Genomic DNA, 15,801 nt, shown 5'->3' on the forward strand with positions numbered 1-15,801 from the left:
TAAATGATTCCATATGAAAAAAAACTTGAGCAAATAAAAAAAGATGAATCTCAGTATGTAGCTTACAACTCAAATGTTAGTACAGTCGTTAAAGCAGGTCCAGGAAGCGGAAAAACAACCGTTTTATCTTTGAAAATTATGAAACTTTTGTACGAAAAAATAAAACCTCCAAGGGGTTTAGCTTGTATCACTTACAATAAAGAAGCAGTAAAAGAGTTTACTAATAGGTTGTATGATTTAGGTTATAAGAAAAGACAGAACGTTTTTTTAGGAACTGTACATGCATTTTGTATTGCAGAAGTTATTAGTCCCTATATTCATTTATATGAATACGATATCCCTCTTCCATTAACAATTATTTCAGAAAAAAATAGAAAACAAATTTATGATAATATTGTTTCTGAATTAGGTTATGATCCTAAAAAAATTAGAATTGAGGATATGGACAAAGAACGAACTCTAAGTATTGATGGAATTAGTTCTGTTGCTCTAGAACCTTTTGAAGTGGCATTGAGAATTGCTAAAGAGTATGAAATTCGTCTTCGTTCAAAGGGTATGGTTGATTTCATTGAAATTGTAAAAATGGCTACATTGTTAATTCAAAATCATTATTATGTTAGAAAATGTTTAGAGGCAAAGTTTCCTTGGATTTTAATTGATGAATACCAAGACTTAGGTAAACCCTTGCATGAAATGGTTTTAGCCCTTTTTCATAAGACAAATATTAAAATATTTGCAGTCGGAGATCCTGATCAATCCATATATAGCTTTAATGGAGCCATACCAGATTATCTAAACGAACTATATCAACACCCGAATATATTGCCAATCGAACTCTTAACCAATTATAGGAGTCATCAAGATATTATTGACGCTTCACTTGTAGGGTTAAACCAGGAAGGACGAAAATATATATCGGGTAAAGATTTTAAAAGTGAAGCCGAATTTCATTTTGTAACATGTGAAGAAGAACTAGATGATCAGTATAATGATGTCGTTAACAGCATTATACCCGAATGCATAGAAAAGGGTATTCCACTAGAAGAGGTTTGTATTTTAGTTCAAGGTGGTAAAGAAATTAAGGCTATAGGAAATTTATTAGCAAAAACAAATATTCCATTTTATGTCTCGAAGTTTGATTTTAAACGTAGCGATGTTGTGATGTGGTTAGAATCCTGTGCAGCTTGGGTAATCAATAATGAAAACGAGTCCTTCTCTAAACTTTTTGATTTTTGGGCAAGTTTGTACAACAGGCATATTAAAGTTCTAACACTCACCCAGTTAATGCAAGAAAGAAAAAAAGTCTATAAGATGCTCGCTGAAAGTCGAAGTTTAACTAACAACCTTGAAGAGTGGTTGAATTTTGTAATTGAGGAACTAAAATTGAATTCCGTTCTAGAGAGATCTAAGGTTTACCCTAATGAACTTGATAATTTATCATTATTATTTCAAGCAATTAAAGATCAGAACCAATCTAACTACGATTTAGAAAAATTTGTAAATATAGGGAAACCAGTTAACCAGGTTACTGTCTCAACAAGACACAGCTCAAAAGGCTTAGAATTTGAAGTGGTGATCATGCTTGGAATGGAAGATGGTACTTTTCCTTATTATTTGAATGTGAATGACCCAAAGAAACTAAGTGAAGATCGGAGAGTATTTTTTGTTTGTGTATCTAGGGCTAAAAGAATATGTTATTTATTACGTTCAAAAAAATATACACGAATGACTTGGAATGGTCTAAGGACGTTCTATCCAAAACCATCAATTTTTTGGAAGGAATTGTATCAGAGTGTAAAGTAGAACTTAAGCAAAATCATTTTATGAAGATCAAAATTGGCACTCAATTTTGATCTTCACTTCTTTTGTTCCTTGACTGATAAATTTTAAATTCTCCTTTGTTGTTGTCATTTCAAGTCTTTCATTTTTCCCTTTATTATTTAATTGGATTTCCTGGATCATATGGCTTGGCAAACACATATTTCAACAGATCAGTGTTTAACGTCACAAACTCTGTCGTATACAATTTGAACTAATGGGTTTAGTTTAAGATTGACAACAGAAAATGATCAAACTTTTTTACAAAAATTGTGCAGTGTTTCACAAGTGAATAACCCGTTTTGATTAATCTTTTTTTAAAAACGCGTTTTCTTATTTAACGTAAATATGCGGATTTGAGAGATTTTTTTGATTAAACTTTATTTCAAAGCTACAATAGGCATACTAAGAGAGCGGCACCTAGAGAAGACAATACAGGTTGAATATTTAACAAAGAAAGAGAGAAAAACACATGACCAAACATAAAATTTACACAATGAGCTTTGCAAAAGTCTATCCTCTCTACTTCGCAAAGGCGGAGAGAAAAGGACGAACAAAGGCTGAAGTCGATACGATTATTTGTTGGTTAACAGGGTACAGTCCAGAAGAGCTGCAGGAACAGGTAGAAAAACAGATAGATATTGAAAACTTCTTTGTCGAGGCTCCTGAGCTTCATCCTTCCCGCAGCTTAATCAAAGGAGTCATCTGTGGTGTTCGAGTAGAAGACATTGAGGAAGAAACCATGAAAAACATTCGGTATCTAGATAAGCTGATTGATGAGTTAGCGAAAGGAAAGACGATGGAAAAGATTTTGCGAGATTCGTTATGACCATCACAAGCAAGCCCAGTGAACAACTTTCACTGGGCTTTTTTATATCTTATAGACCATTCGATCAATAAAAATAAAATCCATTTGAACGAATCCCCTCTTCATGTCGTCAAAAGAAGTGATATCAAAACAAATTGGTGTATGAAAAAGGAGTGGCGTGGATGGATATGAAGATGATTTTACCTCTCGTTTTGCTGCAAGCCATTTTAATGGTGATTGGTTTGTTTGATTTGCTGAAAAGAGATCCATCTAGGGTCAGAGGAGAGGTGAAGTGGGTTTGGGCTTTGGTGATTGTGTTTGTGGCGAGTGCCGGTCCTATTGCGTATTTCATTTTTGGTCGTAAACAATCTTAGTAGGGGGGATTTGCTTGAATATGCTGGAGTGTCAAGGGCTGACGAAATCGTATGGTCGGCATGAAGTTTTAAAAAACGTTTCGTTTTCTGTTGGGGAGGTCGGATGTGTAGGGTTTTTAGGAGCCAATGGAGCAGGTAAGACAACGACGATTCGGATTTTGACGGGGCTTGCTCGTCCTACGTCTGGCGTCGTGAAGGTGGCGGGTATGGATGTGACAAAGGACATGGATGACATTAGTCATGTGATTGGCTATTGTCCGCAGCAGCCTGCATTTTATCAGGATATGACAGGTCAGGAGTGGATGCATTGGGTTGGCGGGTTATTTCAATTAGAGAAAAACATCATTCGCTCCAAAACTGAGGAGCTGTTGAAGCTTTGCCGTGTGTATGAGGCGAAGGATCGTGCCATTGGCAGCTATAGTGGAGGAATGAAGCAGAGGCTCGCCATTGCACAGGCGCTTATCAATAGCCCGAAGGTTCTTATTTTGGATGAGCCTGTGTCTGCACTTGATCCAATGGGAAGAAAAGACGTCCTGACTTTGATTGAGCGTTTAAAGCATGAGATGCTGATCTTTATGTCGACCCATATTTTAGATGACATTGAAAGAGTGGCGGATCATATTATCATGATCAACAGCGGGAAAATTGAAATGTCCTCTTCGATGAAACAGATCAAAGAAGACTATATCCAGCCAGTGATTGAATTTCAATTAGAACAAAAGAATACGAAATTAGTGGCTTTATTAAAAGAGCAGGATTGGATGGAGGAATGCATTGAGGCAGGGGACGGTTATCAGGTGCGAGTGAACGATCAACAAATGGCGTTGAAGGAGCTGCCTGGTCTCATCTCTGAAACTGGCGGTGTTCTCCTCCATTATCGACTATCTAAGCTGACGCTTGAAGATATTTTCATGAAGGTTGTGAATGCATGATGATGCTGAAAAAGGAATTTAGGGAGTTATTCACTAGTTATAAAATTTTATTTGTGCCGATCATTTTTACGATTTTAATGATCACACAGCCTATTACGCTCAAAATGCTGCCGGATCTTTTATCGAAATCAGCTAATTTACCTGAAGGGTCCACATTTTATATACCAGAGCCTAGCGCTGGTGAGGCTTTAGCGAGTGCATTGAGTAAGTTCGATTCGCTTGGCGTTTTTATTCTCATTATGATCGTGATGGGGACGATTGCGGGAGAGCGTGCCTCTGGGGTGACGGCGATGATTATGGTGAAGCCGATCAGTCGAATGAGTTATTATGTCTCAAAAATATGCGCCTATGCTGGTTTGACCTTGTTTAGTTTGGTGGTGGCAGTGCTTGCCTCCGTTTATTATGTGGACATCCAATTTGGGCATGTGGATTGGGTCAATGTGGTAAAAGGAACACTTCTTTATTATCCAAATTTATTGCTGATTGTGGTATCGACCATTTGTGCTTCGGCGTTCTTTCAACGTTCTGTCACAGCCGGCGGTGTATCGCTTGTGATCAACCTTATTCTATTTACCGTTCCTTCATTTTATGAGGATACATTAGGGAAGTTTGCGCCTAAAGGCGTGACAAGTGCGGCAGAGGAGATGATTCATAGAGGGACTTATTCGGATCAGACTCTTACAAGCTTTCTAGGTGTATCGGTATTGATTGTTATCTTTTTTCTCATTGGATGGTTTCTTTTTAGAAAACAAGAATTATAGGTTGCTGGACCCTTTGGAGCAGCTCGAATTAGCGTTAGAGAATGTGAAACGGAATGTAGAAGCGGCAGATATGGCCGTGGAAGATATAACGAAACTAGTATTTTATCTCGTGGGAGAGTTCGATGCTGCGAGCAGAAAACGAATCATGGGTCAGTTTTTAGGGGATCATCTGCCTTGACGATGGTTTATGTGGTGGCCCTGGCTTCTCCTGCTTTGAAGGTAGAGGTGGATGCTTGGGCGGGTCAGGAGATGGGTTTGGGTGATGGGGCGGTTTGAGGGAATAACTGTTTAATAGATAAAGGATTAGGATACTGTCGCCTAATCTTTTTTTATTTTGTACATGATATATTTTCTTAATCCGTTGTACATAGAATAGATTACCTCATTCCTATTACCTTGTTATTCTCTATATGGTAATATTAGGGTAAGTGGTTAGTGGGTCTAATGACATTCGCTTTTCATCTTATAACACACCATAGATAAGCAAAATCACTCTAATACAAGGGAGAGATTCGATGCCATTCATGGAGGTTCAGAATATAAGCAAACGATACAGTAATGGTGATGGGATAGAGGGCCTGTCATTTTCCATAGAAGCAGGAGAAGTTGTGGCGCTGCTTGGGCCGAATGGCGCCGGGAAGACGACAACGATTCGGTGTTTAACGGGTCTATATAAACCAGATGGAGGGGAAATTCTCATTGAGGGTTTCCCGCCTGGTCATTCCCATGTCCAAAAACAAGTAGCTCTTATTCCTGATCAGCCGTATTTGTATCCAGACTTAACGGCTGCTGAACATGTTCAATTCCGTGCGCGAGGATATCATAAAGGTTTAAAACAGATCAAGGAAAAGGTATATGGAGCGTTGAAAGAAGTACATATGGAAAAAAAGATGAACGAACTGTGCGGAAGGCTGTCAAGAGGTCAAAAGCAGCGTGTCGTCTTAGCAGGGGCCATTGTTCAAGATGCCTCCCTTTTTATATTAGATGAACCGACTGTCGGGTTAGATATTCCGTCAAAACAGTGGCTGTCGGATTGGCTGAGACAAAAAAGCAGTCAAGGTGGGTCGGTCTTTGTGTCGACTCATAGTCTGGAGTTCGTTCTTGATACGGCCAGCAGGGTGGTATTGATTCGAGACGGTGCCATCATGAAGAATATGGATGTTCCTCAATTAAAGGAAGAACAGATTGAGTGGAGTGCAGAAGTCATTCAACTTCTGGGGGAGTGGTCAAGTGAATAACACACTCTCCCTTTTATGGATGAAATCTCAAAGGCGCTTGATCAGTAAAAATCAAGAAAAGAAAATGCCTTTTGTGATCTTACTTCTTTTCATTGCGGCAATTGGTTTTCAGCTAAGCGCAGTTTCAAGTATGGGTGATTGGAATACGGTTGCAGCTGGATGGATCATTGTCTGCTTGTTTGTTCTCTATACGGGGTTTGGCTTGTTTACAAATCGGCTCCCTAGTCAAATGAACGATATCATTTGGTTATATGGAAATGGCGCTTCTCTATGGACAGTTGTCATCAGTGTATGGTTGTATCACATTTTTTGGCGAGGGGCTCTTCTCATTGTCTCTGCTGTGGCTGCGGATCTTCTTCTGTTTTTTATGACGCAGCAGTACCCGTTTCTGCTTGGAAAATCACTCATCCTGACAGGGCTGTTATGTTTGATCGAAACTTGGATGATTGCGATGTCTTGTGCTAGAACCATTCGAGTATACAAGCGCCTGCTCTTACTCGGTTTTGTATTGATGTTTGGCTTCTTTGCACTGCTTGTTTTGAATCAATTCATGATGAAACAGCCCTTCTTGATGAACATTGCTGATTCTTTGATGTTTCAAGCTGGACGTATGATCGAAGAGTTCTCCATTCTTTCTTTCTTCATCTTTATTGGAGTAATGTTCCTATCTTTCATGATGATGTACAAGGCTAGTCATCGTTTAGAGATGAAGGAGTCTTTAGTCAAGGAGGCAGTATTTTGGGAGGAATTTGAGGGGAAACATATTCAATCAAGTCCAATCGTTCAAAAAAAGGGCAAGACGTGGTGGGGGCTTCCGTCATTAACGGGCAGCTGGGCTTTTCTTTGGATTGAATTATTGCTGCTAAAAAAGTATGCGACCTTCCATTTGTTATCTACCATGCTGTTAATTGGTACTTACTATGTCGTCCTTACTTATTTTTCAGATTGGCTGAATCTATTCTTAATCGTCATCGCTGCATCCGTTCTTTTTAGTTCATATTATGCGGGGATTGTAAGACACGCACAAACAGGAGTGCTCTATCTTTTTCCAGGCGCTTTATATCAAAAAATCATTATGTTAGAAGTGTTTCAAACCTTTTGGCTGTATGCGTTCTACTTGATTTCACTTTATTTGGTTGAGATTCAGGATGTATTGTATTGGACCTTATTTGGTGGAGGAGTTTATATATGGTTTTTGGCCATACGGCTCTTTGCCTTTATGCAGCCTCTGAGACGAGAAAAGAGTTTTGCTTTGGCCGCCTATTATCGATCATTGCTATTTGCGTCTGTGATCAGTGCTATGGTCATTATTAGCATTCATCTAATCACTGATGGCTTGTTGACAACAATTGTATCCCTAGTGGCTGGAGCTGGATTTTATGTGCTTTGTTATCGATGCCGTGCGGTTCATTAAAAAGAGGAGTTGATTGTCAATGAAACCAGAAAATAAGCTGTCTCAATCAGTTCAACAATTGGCAAATACAAATGAAGTAACGATCGTTCAAGCAATAGGGGAATTGAGAAAGTTCGGAAAAGATGCAGTGCCCGTCCTTGTTGAGGCTTTAAAAGAAAGAGGATCTCTACGGAACATTGCAGCAGCTGTACTTGGTGAATTTGGAGCAGATGCGGGGGACGCAGCTGAGCCGCTAGCCCAGCTATTAGAAAGTGACGAAGAGGATACAAGAATGGCCGCTGCCATGTCACTCATGAGGATTGGACAGCCCAGCTTGCCATTCCTTCTGGCACTGGCTAAACGTTATGAGGGACCTACTTGTTTCTGGGCATCATGGTGTATCTCTTGGATTGATCCATCAAAAATTGAAAAAAACATGTACGAGTGCTTAAAACAAGAACAAGAAAATCCAACAGGCAGCGTCACTCCTTTTGCTGCAGAGGAAGCATTAGGGAAAATTATCGCTTTTCAGCTAAAGGAAAAGGAGGATGAATAGTGGAAAAGCAAAAACTCAATTGGCCTGAGCACCTTCCGTGGATTCATCCTTCAGATCAAAGGAAAAGTTAGAAAAACATTCAATTGGTTAGTAAGTGTAAGGGAGGAGAGAGTGTTGTTTCTATCAAACAAAGAATTAAAAAGAAACGCGGTTTTTTTCGCAGGGGTTGGAGCGGTTTTGTTGATTTTAATGATATTGAAATGGTTTTCGATTTCTGCAGACTGGGAGTTGGCGTTGATTTTTTTCGGATTGGGGATTTTGTTTTATTTGAAACGTGTGGTGCGGAAAGAAGAAGGAAATCATCATTCATAATTCATCAGTAAGATACCTAGAATGTATATTCTAGGTTTTTTTATTAAATTTACCTTAAAACACATGTTTTTACACGGGTGTAGAGACCAATTTTTTGAAAGTGTGGTAGGATAAATATGCTTTTATATTTTCCGAAGGAGCTGTCGTGTTGAAGGGATCTAGGGTTGAGTTCATTGATAGTTTGCGTGGTTTTAGTTTATTAGGTATTTTGATCGTGAATATGCTTAATTTTCAATATGATTATGATTTTGAGAAAATGTTTGATTCGAGTTTTTGGGGGCAGGAATTTGGTGTTTATGTAACGGAAATTTTGTTCCAGGGGTCATTTTATCCGATTTTCTCCTTTTTGTTTGGGTATTCTTTTATCAAGCTGATTGAATCGACGAAGGCCAAGGGGCTGAATACGAATGCCATTGTCGTCCGCCGTGGTTTTGGTCTGATTGTGCTTGGAATGCTGCATTTAATCTTCATTTGGAATGGCGACATTCTTCTCTATTATGGAGCTTGTACGTTTTTCCTAATGATGTTTATAAACAGCCGAATCAAAACAGTGTTTATATGGTCGGGTATTTTAGGTGCCTTATCTTTAGTGATTTATCCATCTCTAATGAATTTTATTTACGGAAATCCTGATTTATTAACGAATGTATATGGGACTGGTACATATGGCGATATTGTATTGAGCCGGATTACAATTGAAGATGATATGGTAATCGTCTCCATCATTATGGCAATTGTGACACTTACTATGACACCAATTTTAAGTCTTCTCTATGCTCCTATCATGATCGGTCCATTTGCACTGCTTGGCATGGCAATCGGGAAAAAAGGTCATTTGACAGAAGAAGATCGAGGCATGGCTTATCGTAAAGGCTGGGTTTGGATGATTATCATCGGGCTTGCTTTAAAATGTGCGACGTTTATCGATGCTCCTTGGAGTGAAATGGTGTTGACGTTAGGAGCCTATGTCCTGACGATCGGTTATATTCAAGCCTTTATTGTTTTTTACTATTCAAAGGCTGCTCAAGGGTTGAAACGTCTGCTTGCAGGGCTTGGCCGTTTGTCTCTATCAAACTATTTGGCACAGTCGATTATTTGTACAACGATTTTCTATTCTTATGGACTTGGTCTATTTGGACAATTGGGGTCAATGTTTGGGCTGCTGCTAGCTATCGGGCTGTACACAGCACAGCTGTTCATCAGCTATCTCTATTTGAAAAAATGGAGAAGAGGTCCTGTGGAGTGGCTTATGGGAAAATGGGTATATTGGAAATAAAGCATTTTGTTAAAGAACCGCATGGCTTAAGGGCTGTGCGGTTTTTTAATTGCATTTTACTTTAAAAAATGAGGAGAACATTTTTTAAAATAGTTGAATATTCTTTTAGTGTGTATATAATGTATATATAGTATATATACATTATTTTGTTCCAACTATCTGAAAAAAGAGGTTTTTATATGCAGATTACGATTTCAAACCACTCTAAGGAGCCCATTTATGAGCAAATTACGAATCAAATCAAATCGATGATTTTAACGGGGGAGCTGGCGGAAGGCTCGGCACTGCCGTCTATTCGAAAGCTGGCGAAGGATTTGCAAATTAGCGTCATCACAACAAAGCGAGCATATGAAGAGTTAGAGAAGGCAGGATTTATTTATTCGATTGTAGGCAAGGGATCATTTGTTGCGGAACAAAACCTAGAGGTCATGAGAGAGAAAAAATTGAAGGTGATTGAGGATCAGCTTGGAGCGGTTGTCATAAACGGCAAGGAATTAGGCTTATCTTTTGATGAATTGCAGCAGTTATTAAAGTTCTTGTATGAGGAGTGAGAAGAGTGGAGCATGTGATTGAATTCAAAGGAGTATCAAAACGATTCAAGGACTTTTCAGTTAAGAGTCTCGATTTGCAGGTCAAGAAAGGCTTTGTTACAGGGTTTATTGGAGAAAATGGAGCTGGTAAGTCGACCACCATTAAAATGATCATGAATTTGTTAAAACCAGATTCAGGTGAGGTCAAGATTTTCGGATTAGATTATCACACCCATGAAAAAGAGATTAAGGAACGAATCGGCTTTGTTTACGATGCCAACGTTTTTTTCCCAGGTTTGAATTTAAAAGACATTAAAAGGATTGTGGCACCAGCTTATAAACGCTGGGATGACCGTCTTTTTCATCAATATATTGAACAGTTTGGCCTGCCCCTGCATAAAGCAATCAAAACATTCTCAAAAGGGATGCAGATGAAGGCGTCACTTGCGATTGCGCTATCACATCATGCAGAGCTGATTATTATGGATGAGCCAACAGCCGGTTTAGACCCAGTTTTTAGAAGAGAGCTGTTAGGAACGTTACAAGAGTTAATGATTGATGAGAACCGGACCATATTTTTCTCAACACATATGACAACAGATTTAGACCGGATTGCGGATTATATTGCGTTTATACAAAATGGACAATTGGTCTTTCAACAGTCGGTTCATGATGTAGCGGAGAATTATGCGCTGGTGAAGGGAAGCCTGGATTTGTTGGATCGAGACACAGAAAAGGCTTTTGTCCATATTCAGCGTACAGCAGCAGGGTTTGAAGCATTAACAGATCGGATCGGTGAAGTGAATCATATTTTTGGAGACGCTGTTGTGATCGAACCGGCGTCGCTTGAGGATATCATGTTTTATTTGAAAGGCGGGGTGGCGCATGTTTCATTTAATGAAGCGTGATGTGATTTTGCAGAAAAAGCAGCTGATTATTTTTCTTCCGTTTATCTTATTTTTTATTCTCATGGATGCGCATCCGGCATTGATTTTTCTAGTCGCTAGTTTCTTCATACCTTTTAACACATATGCGTACGATGAGAAGGCAGAAACGAATATTCTATTAAACTCTTTGCCTTATACACGTAAAGAAATTATCGCATCACGTTATCTTGGTGCCGTTTTCTATATGATTATCGCAATCGGGCTGACAAGTGCTGCTTTATTTGTTTTTGGGAAGCTGTTTTCGCTGACGGATATTGCGATTGGCAGCGGGCTGTTTTTATTGTTTGCGGCGTGTACGTTTCCATTGTTTTATATCTTGAAGCCTGGCTATATCACAACGACAGTGATTATTGGCTTTATCCTTTTATCTGGTATAGGACCGCCATTTGTTGCCTATTTAGCGGAGCAATTCAGTGGGATCACAGATTTTATCATGAAATTATCGATACCTATTTTATATACTGGGTCAGCTGTGCTGATTATGCTTATCTACCTGCTGTCTTGGGGGCTTTCTACTGCTATTTATCAGAGGAAAGTGTTCTAGGAAAAATAGCTGAATCTATTCAAAGTAGATCATGACCGCAATTATGATCAAGTAGAGGTGAGCGAGATGATGTATAGTCTGTCACGCAAGAGGCGATTTTCTATTTTGAGTCGCATTTGATGGATGAGCTGTATTAAGGCAGGTGCCTGAAATAGTGGGATATTCTCATTTTCATTTCAATATGCGATTGTTTTAGATATCCCTTCTCACAGTGAATCCATTCATTTTGGTGTCTTGCTCAGCGGCAAGGGAACGGTATGGGCAGATGGGTTTCGATTTGAGGAAGTGAATGAGAAGACACCTACAACCAATATGGTGGAGGATTCTGCATTGCCAGATGTTCCAGTGAATTTACAGTTTGAGCTTGAGGAGACCGTGTGAGCGGTCTTTTTTATTTATTTTATATAAAGAACCTATATTGACAGTTTATCATGAAGTAGATTAAAATACATACCAATGGTCGGTATGTAAGAGGAGGCGTTTTATTTGGCCAGAAATAAATATCCAGAAAAGACAATCCAGCAAATTTTAGATGTGTCGACGAAGCTGTTTCAGGAAAAAGGATTTGAAAAGACGAGTTTGCAGGATATCATCCATGAATTGAACATGTCTAAGGGTGCTATTTATCATCATTTCAAATCGAAGGAAGAAATATTACGTGCCGTGATGGATCGGCAATTTCGTCATGCGACAGAGAAGCTTGAAGATCTGATTGAGCATACAGAGGCAGTTCATGCAAAAGAGAAGCTGCAGCTTATTTTAGAGAAGCTTGTGGCAGATCCACAGTCTCACTCAATTGATGGAATCTTAGTTGATCAGATCAAAAACCCGCAGTTTGTGGTGGAAGGGATGAAGGCAGGAGTAAATCAGGATGCGCTTAAAATTAAAAGGCTCATTCTAGAAGGAATTGATGATGGTTCGATGAAGACTGCTTTTCCTGGTGAAGTGGCAGAAGTGTTTATGCTTCTCGTGAATATATGGCTGAATCCAACACTATTTGCCCGTGATGAGCAGGAAACTAGTCAGCGTTTGCTGTTTTTACAACAGATGATGAAAGGGCTTGGAGTGGATGTAGTGAGTGATCTATTTATTCAAAAGGTCACAGCGCATTATGCTGGAATTGGTGGATATGATCAGCCTGGAACCTAAATGTTCAGATAAGAGACAAAAAGAAAAATTCATTTCATAGGAGGATGCCTTATGCTTCACTACATAAAACTTGAGCTAAGAAAAAGCCATATGAAACATTATATTCAAGCTAGTATGATTGCAAGCATTGTACTGCTGGTGTTTATTTATTTTGTCGCGTTTGTTGCACAGGTTGAACAGGAAATAGGTTTTCAGCAATATCCGAATATCTATTTGTTGACCAGTATAGTATGGATGATCTTTTTTTCGATCGTCACAGCCTTGATGTATTGTCGAGTGATGGTGACTGTATTGAAAGAGCATGAACCTCATTCATCAAGTCTGAAAGCATCACTCCTTTCGAGAATGGTCTGGATGCTGTGCTTTTCTACGATTGCAATGCTGTGTAGCATCATTCCCTCATTTGTTGTGTTTAGTGTCACTGAAACGTTCTTCCCCCTTGTTCAGGATGCGCTGACAGCTGATGTGATGTTCACTGTGATCAAAACGTACCTAGTGTTTACTTGTTGTATCAACGGTATTGGCATGATTGCGATGAGAGTGGGGTTAATGAAGAAATCTACCTCCATGACCATTCTGACTGCGATTGTTCTATGTGCTGTTTTAGGAAACCTATTAATTGCTTTTTATGGAAATGATCAAATGAATTTCATTCTGTCAGGAGTCATGATCGCAGCCGTTCTCATTGTGATCTTGGAATTATGGGGCAGTATCATCCGGCTTCAAGAGAGATGAGCCGCGTTGAAAAAAGGAGGGAGACATTGTGGAGCATACGGTTCGAATTGAAGAATCGGTCGTAGAATTATCGCTGGATTGGCTATTGGGAGAGGTGCGTATTCATCATCATGATCATCCTTATCTATTCATTCGTCAAACGACCAATCAAGCTTTTCCCCAACGTTATTTGCTGCATCATCAGGTAAGAGATGGACGGCTGGTCATTCAAGATAGACGAAAAAAAATACTCAGCTTAGGGCTTCACCTTTATAAAACCGATGTAGCTATTTATCTTCCTAAACAACAATTACAGTCCATATCTCTTCGTTGTAAAGGAACAAATCTTCAGGCAGAGAGGCTGAAGGTGGAAAATGTCTCTTGTCATTTAACTTCTGGAAAGACGATGCTATCAGGTGAAATCAAGCATCTCCATTTAGAGACAGTAGGTGGACTTATTTCTAGTCGGCAGCTGGTCGCGCAGAGATTATTACTGCACGCCACATCGTCAAAAGTTGAGTTGACGGGTGCTTTTTTGGACGTTGATCTGCATGTAACAGGTAGAAGGATACAGATTCATTCTACAAACATGCTAAATTCACTTAAATCTACTTCAACAGGAGCAAATGTCAAAGTGGCGATACCGGAAAATGATGGGTTTACTTGTTATGTAAAGAAAAGATCCGGCGCTTTCCGGAATGACTTTTCTTGTCATCTAGAGAAGGGCAAAATGGTGCATAAAAATGGACTACGATCCTTTGAGATTGATATAAGAGGCGGTCAGTTTCTAATAAGTCATAAGCATTGAAGTGACTTTCACTCGTTGATTCAATATATCAATATAAAACAATTTGAATCTCTTTTATCGTCGGAATATTTTGATAATAGTGTTTTCCTCAAAAAAACAATTGTTTTTTAAGGGTAGATTTATTATGATAATATACATCGAAAGATTGATGTTTCTCAATCAGAATGAACATTCTGATTTTTATTTTTTATGTTGTTTGTTGATGAGGGGGAAGAAAAGTGGCTCAAAAGGAATTAAAGAGAGGGTTAAGTGCCCGCCATATTCAAATGATTGCACTCGGCGGCACGATTGGTGTTGGCTTATTTATGGGATCAGCCAAGGCCATTCAATGGACAGGTCCATCGGTTCTTCTAGCGTACGCAGTATGTGGTATCTTTATTTTTTTTATTATGCGTGCGATGGGAGAAATGTTATACGTTGAACCGAGTACAGGTTCATTTGCTACATTTGGTCATCAATATATTCATCCGCTTGCGGGGTATATGACGGCTTGGAGTAACTGGTTCCAGTGGGTCATTGTCGGGATGTCGGAAATTATTGCTGTAGGCGCTTATATGAAATATTGGTTCCCAGACCTGCCAGCGTGGATTCCAGGTTTAATCGCGATGATTATTTTGGGAGCGGCCAACTTGATTTCGGTTAAATCGTTCGGTGAGTTCGAATTTTGGTTTGCAATGATCAAGATTGTGACGATTATTTTGATGATCATTGCAGGTCTAGGCATTATTTTCTTTGGATTTGGAAATGGCGGGACGCCTATTGGCTTGTCTAATCTGTGGGCGCACGGCGGGTTCTTTACAGGTGGATTTACCGGATTCTTGTTTGCGTTGTCGCTCGTCATTGCTGCCTATCAGGGGGTAGAGCTGATTGGGATTACAGCAGGTGAAGCACAAAATCCAGAAAAGACGCTGACCAATGCCATCAAAAGTATCATCTGGCGTATTTTGATTTTCTATATCGGTGCGATCTTTGTCATTGTGACAGTGTATCCTTGGGATCAGCTGAATACCCTTGGCAGTCCATTTGTGGCGACGTTTGCGAAAATTGGGATTACAGCAGCAGCTGGTATTATTAACTTCGTCGTGATTACAGCAGCTATGTCTGGTTGTAACAGTGGTATTTTCAGTGCGGGTCGTATGCTTTATACATTAGGTGTGAATGGGCAGGCGCCTGCTTTCTTCACCAAGATTTCGAAGAATGGTGTACCGTATTTTGGGACATTCGCTGTGCTGATTGGCTTAGCGATAGGAGTTGTCCTCAATTATGTTGCTCCACCAAACATTTTCGTCTATGTGTATAGTGCGAGTGTACTTCCTGGTATGGTGCCTTGGTTTGTGATTTTGATTAGTCATATCGGCTTTAGAAAGGCGAAGGGAGCTGCGCTTGATCAGCATCCATTCAAAATGCCGCTAGCGCCGTTTTCTAATTATCTTACAATCGGTTTCTTATTGATGGTGCTTGTATTTATGCTCATTAATCAGGATACGCGTATTTCTCTGATTGTGGCAATTGGGTTCTTAATTGTAGTAGCGCTTAGCTTCTATGTTTTTGGGATCGGGAAACGGAAGCCGATCGAAACAGCTTCTTCTGATCAAACGGTAAAATAATCAAAGGCCTTGCGGGATGGACCGCAAGGCTTTT

17 protein-coding genes and 2 pseudogenes are annotated in these 15,801 nt (G+C 39.5%); all 19 read left to right on the plus strand.

All coding sequences use genetic code 11. The annotated features are described in order from the left end of the window. The first annotated feature begins 3 nt into the window (after positions 1-3). Entirely contained in the window at positions 4-1,803 is a 1,800-nt protein-coding gene (locus C6Y02_RS17470) for an ATP-dependent helicase (RefSeq protein WP_106031864.1), read from the plus strand. 487 nt (positions 1,804-2,290) lie between these two features. Beyond that, positions 2,291-2,647, plus strand: coding sequence for a DUF2200 domain-containing protein (locus tag C6Y02_RS17475; protein WP_106031865.1), 357 nt, complete (start codon positions 2,291-2,293; stop codon positions 2,645-2,647). A gap of 161 nt (positions 2,648-2,808) precedes the next feature. After that, positions 2,809-3,000, plus strand: a complete 192-nt coding sequence (locus C6Y02_RS17480; protein WP_034664414.1) for a PLD nuclease N-terminal domain-containing protein — start codon at positions 2,809-2,811, stop codon at positions 2,998-3,000. Positions 3,001-3,014: 14 nt separating this feature from the next. Further along, positions 3,015-3,932 (plus strand): ABC transporter ATP-binding protein, encoded by a 918-nt coding sequence (locus tag C6Y02_RS17485; RefSeq protein ID WP_106031866.1) that lies wholly within the window; start codon positions 3,015-3,017, stop codon positions 3,930-3,932. Beyond that, on the plus strand, positions 3,929-4,693 hold the full coding sequence (locus tag C6Y02_RS17490; protein WP_106031867.1) for an ABC transporter permease: 765 nt from the start codon (positions 3,929-3,931) through the stop codon (positions 4,691-4,693). The genes C6Y02_RS17485 and C6Y02_RS17490 overlap by 4 nt, the downstream gene beginning before the upstream one ends. 10 nt (positions 4,694-4,703) lie before the next feature. After that, a pseudogene (locus tag C6Y02_RS17495) lies at positions 4,704-4,969 on the plus strand (RidA family protein); the annotation flags it as partial. Between the two features lie 239 nt (positions 4,970-5,208). Continuing rightward, positions 5,209-5,931, plus strand: a complete 723-nt coding sequence (locus tag C6Y02_RS17500) for an ABC transporter ATP-binding protein (protein WP_106031868.1) — start codon at positions 5,209-5,211, stop codon at positions 5,929-5,931. After that, entirely contained in the window at positions 5,924-7,345 is a 1,422-nt protein-coding gene (gene skfF, locus C6Y02_RS17505) for a sporulation killing factor system integral membrane protein (RefSeq protein ID WP_106031869.1), read from the plus strand. Before C6Y02_RS17500 ends, skfF begins: the two co-directional genes overlap by 8 nt. A 19-nt stretch (positions 7,346-7,364) precedes the next feature. Beyond that, positions 7,365-7,880, plus strand: coding sequence for a HEAT repeat domain-containing protein (locus C6Y02_RS17510; RefSeq protein WP_106031870.1), 516 nt, complete (start codon positions 7,365-7,367; stop codon positions 7,878-7,880). Between the two features lie 111 nt (positions 7,881-7,991). Then, positions 7,992-8,192: a hypothetical protein gene (locus tag C6Y02_RS17515; RefSeq protein ID WP_223256615.1), complete on the plus strand. Its 201-nt coding sequence runs from the start codon at positions 7,992-7,994 to the stop codon at positions 8,190-8,192. Between the two features lie 148 nt (positions 8,193-8,340). Beyond that, positions 8,341-9,468, plus strand: a complete 1,128-nt coding sequence (locus C6Y02_RS17520; RefSeq protein WP_106031872.1) for a DUF418 domain-containing protein — start codon at positions 8,341-8,343, stop codon at positions 9,466-9,468. A gap of 179 nt (positions 9,469-9,647) precedes the next feature. Continuing rightward, on the plus strand, positions 9,648-10,019 hold the full coding sequence (locus C6Y02_RS17525; RefSeq protein ID WP_106031873.1) for a GntR family transcriptional regulator: 372 nt from the start codon (positions 9,648-9,650) through the stop codon (positions 10,017-10,019). Between the two features lie 5 nt (positions 10,020-10,024). Then, positions 10,025-10,906, plus strand: coding sequence for an ABC transporter ATP-binding protein (locus tag C6Y02_RS17530; RefSeq protein WP_106031874.1), 882 nt, complete (start codon positions 10,025-10,027; stop codon positions 10,904-10,906). Continuing rightward, positions 10,884-11,489: an ABC-2 transporter permease gene (locus C6Y02_RS17535; protein WP_106031875.1), complete on the plus strand. Its 606-nt coding sequence runs from the start codon at positions 10,884-10,886 to the stop codon at positions 11,487-11,489. Before C6Y02_RS17530 ends, C6Y02_RS17535 begins: the two co-directional genes overlap by 23 nt. Before the next feature lie 177 nt (positions 11,490-11,666). Continuing rightward, positions 11,667-11,870: pseudogene (locus C6Y02_RS17540) on the plus strand (AraC family transcriptional regulator); the annotation flags it as partial. A 135-nt stretch (positions 11,871-12,005) separates the two neighbouring features. Then, a complete protein-coding gene (locus tag C6Y02_RS17545; protein WP_106031892.1) occupies positions 12,006-12,638 on the plus strand; it encodes a TetR/AcrR family transcriptional regulator in 633 nt (210 codons plus the stop codon). A gap of 51 nt (positions 12,639-12,689) precedes the next feature. Next, positions 12,690-13,373, plus strand: coding sequence for a bacitracin ABC transporter permease (locus tag C6Y02_RS17550; RefSeq protein ID WP_106031876.1), 684 nt, complete (start codon positions 12,690-12,692; stop codon positions 13,371-13,373). Positions 13,374-13,401: 28 nt separating this feature from the next. Then, positions 13,402-14,160, plus strand: coding sequence for a DUF4097 family beta strand repeat-containing protein (locus C6Y02_RS17555; protein WP_106031877.1), 759 nt, complete (start codon positions 13,402-13,404; stop codon positions 14,158-14,160). Positions 14,161-14,378: 218 nt separating this feature from the next. Further along, the gene (locus C6Y02_RS17560; RefSeq protein ID WP_058015168.1) at positions 14,379-15,767 is read left to right on the plus strand and encodes an amino acid permease; all 1,389 of its coding nucleotides are present in this window, start codon (positions 14,379-14,381) and stop codon (positions 15,765-15,767) included. Positions 15,768-15,801: the final 34 nt, after the last annotated feature.

This window comes from Bacillus sp. NMCC4, from assembly GCF_002998555.1.
GTDB lineage: Bacteria > Bacillota > Bacilli > Bacillales > Bacillaceae > Bacillus.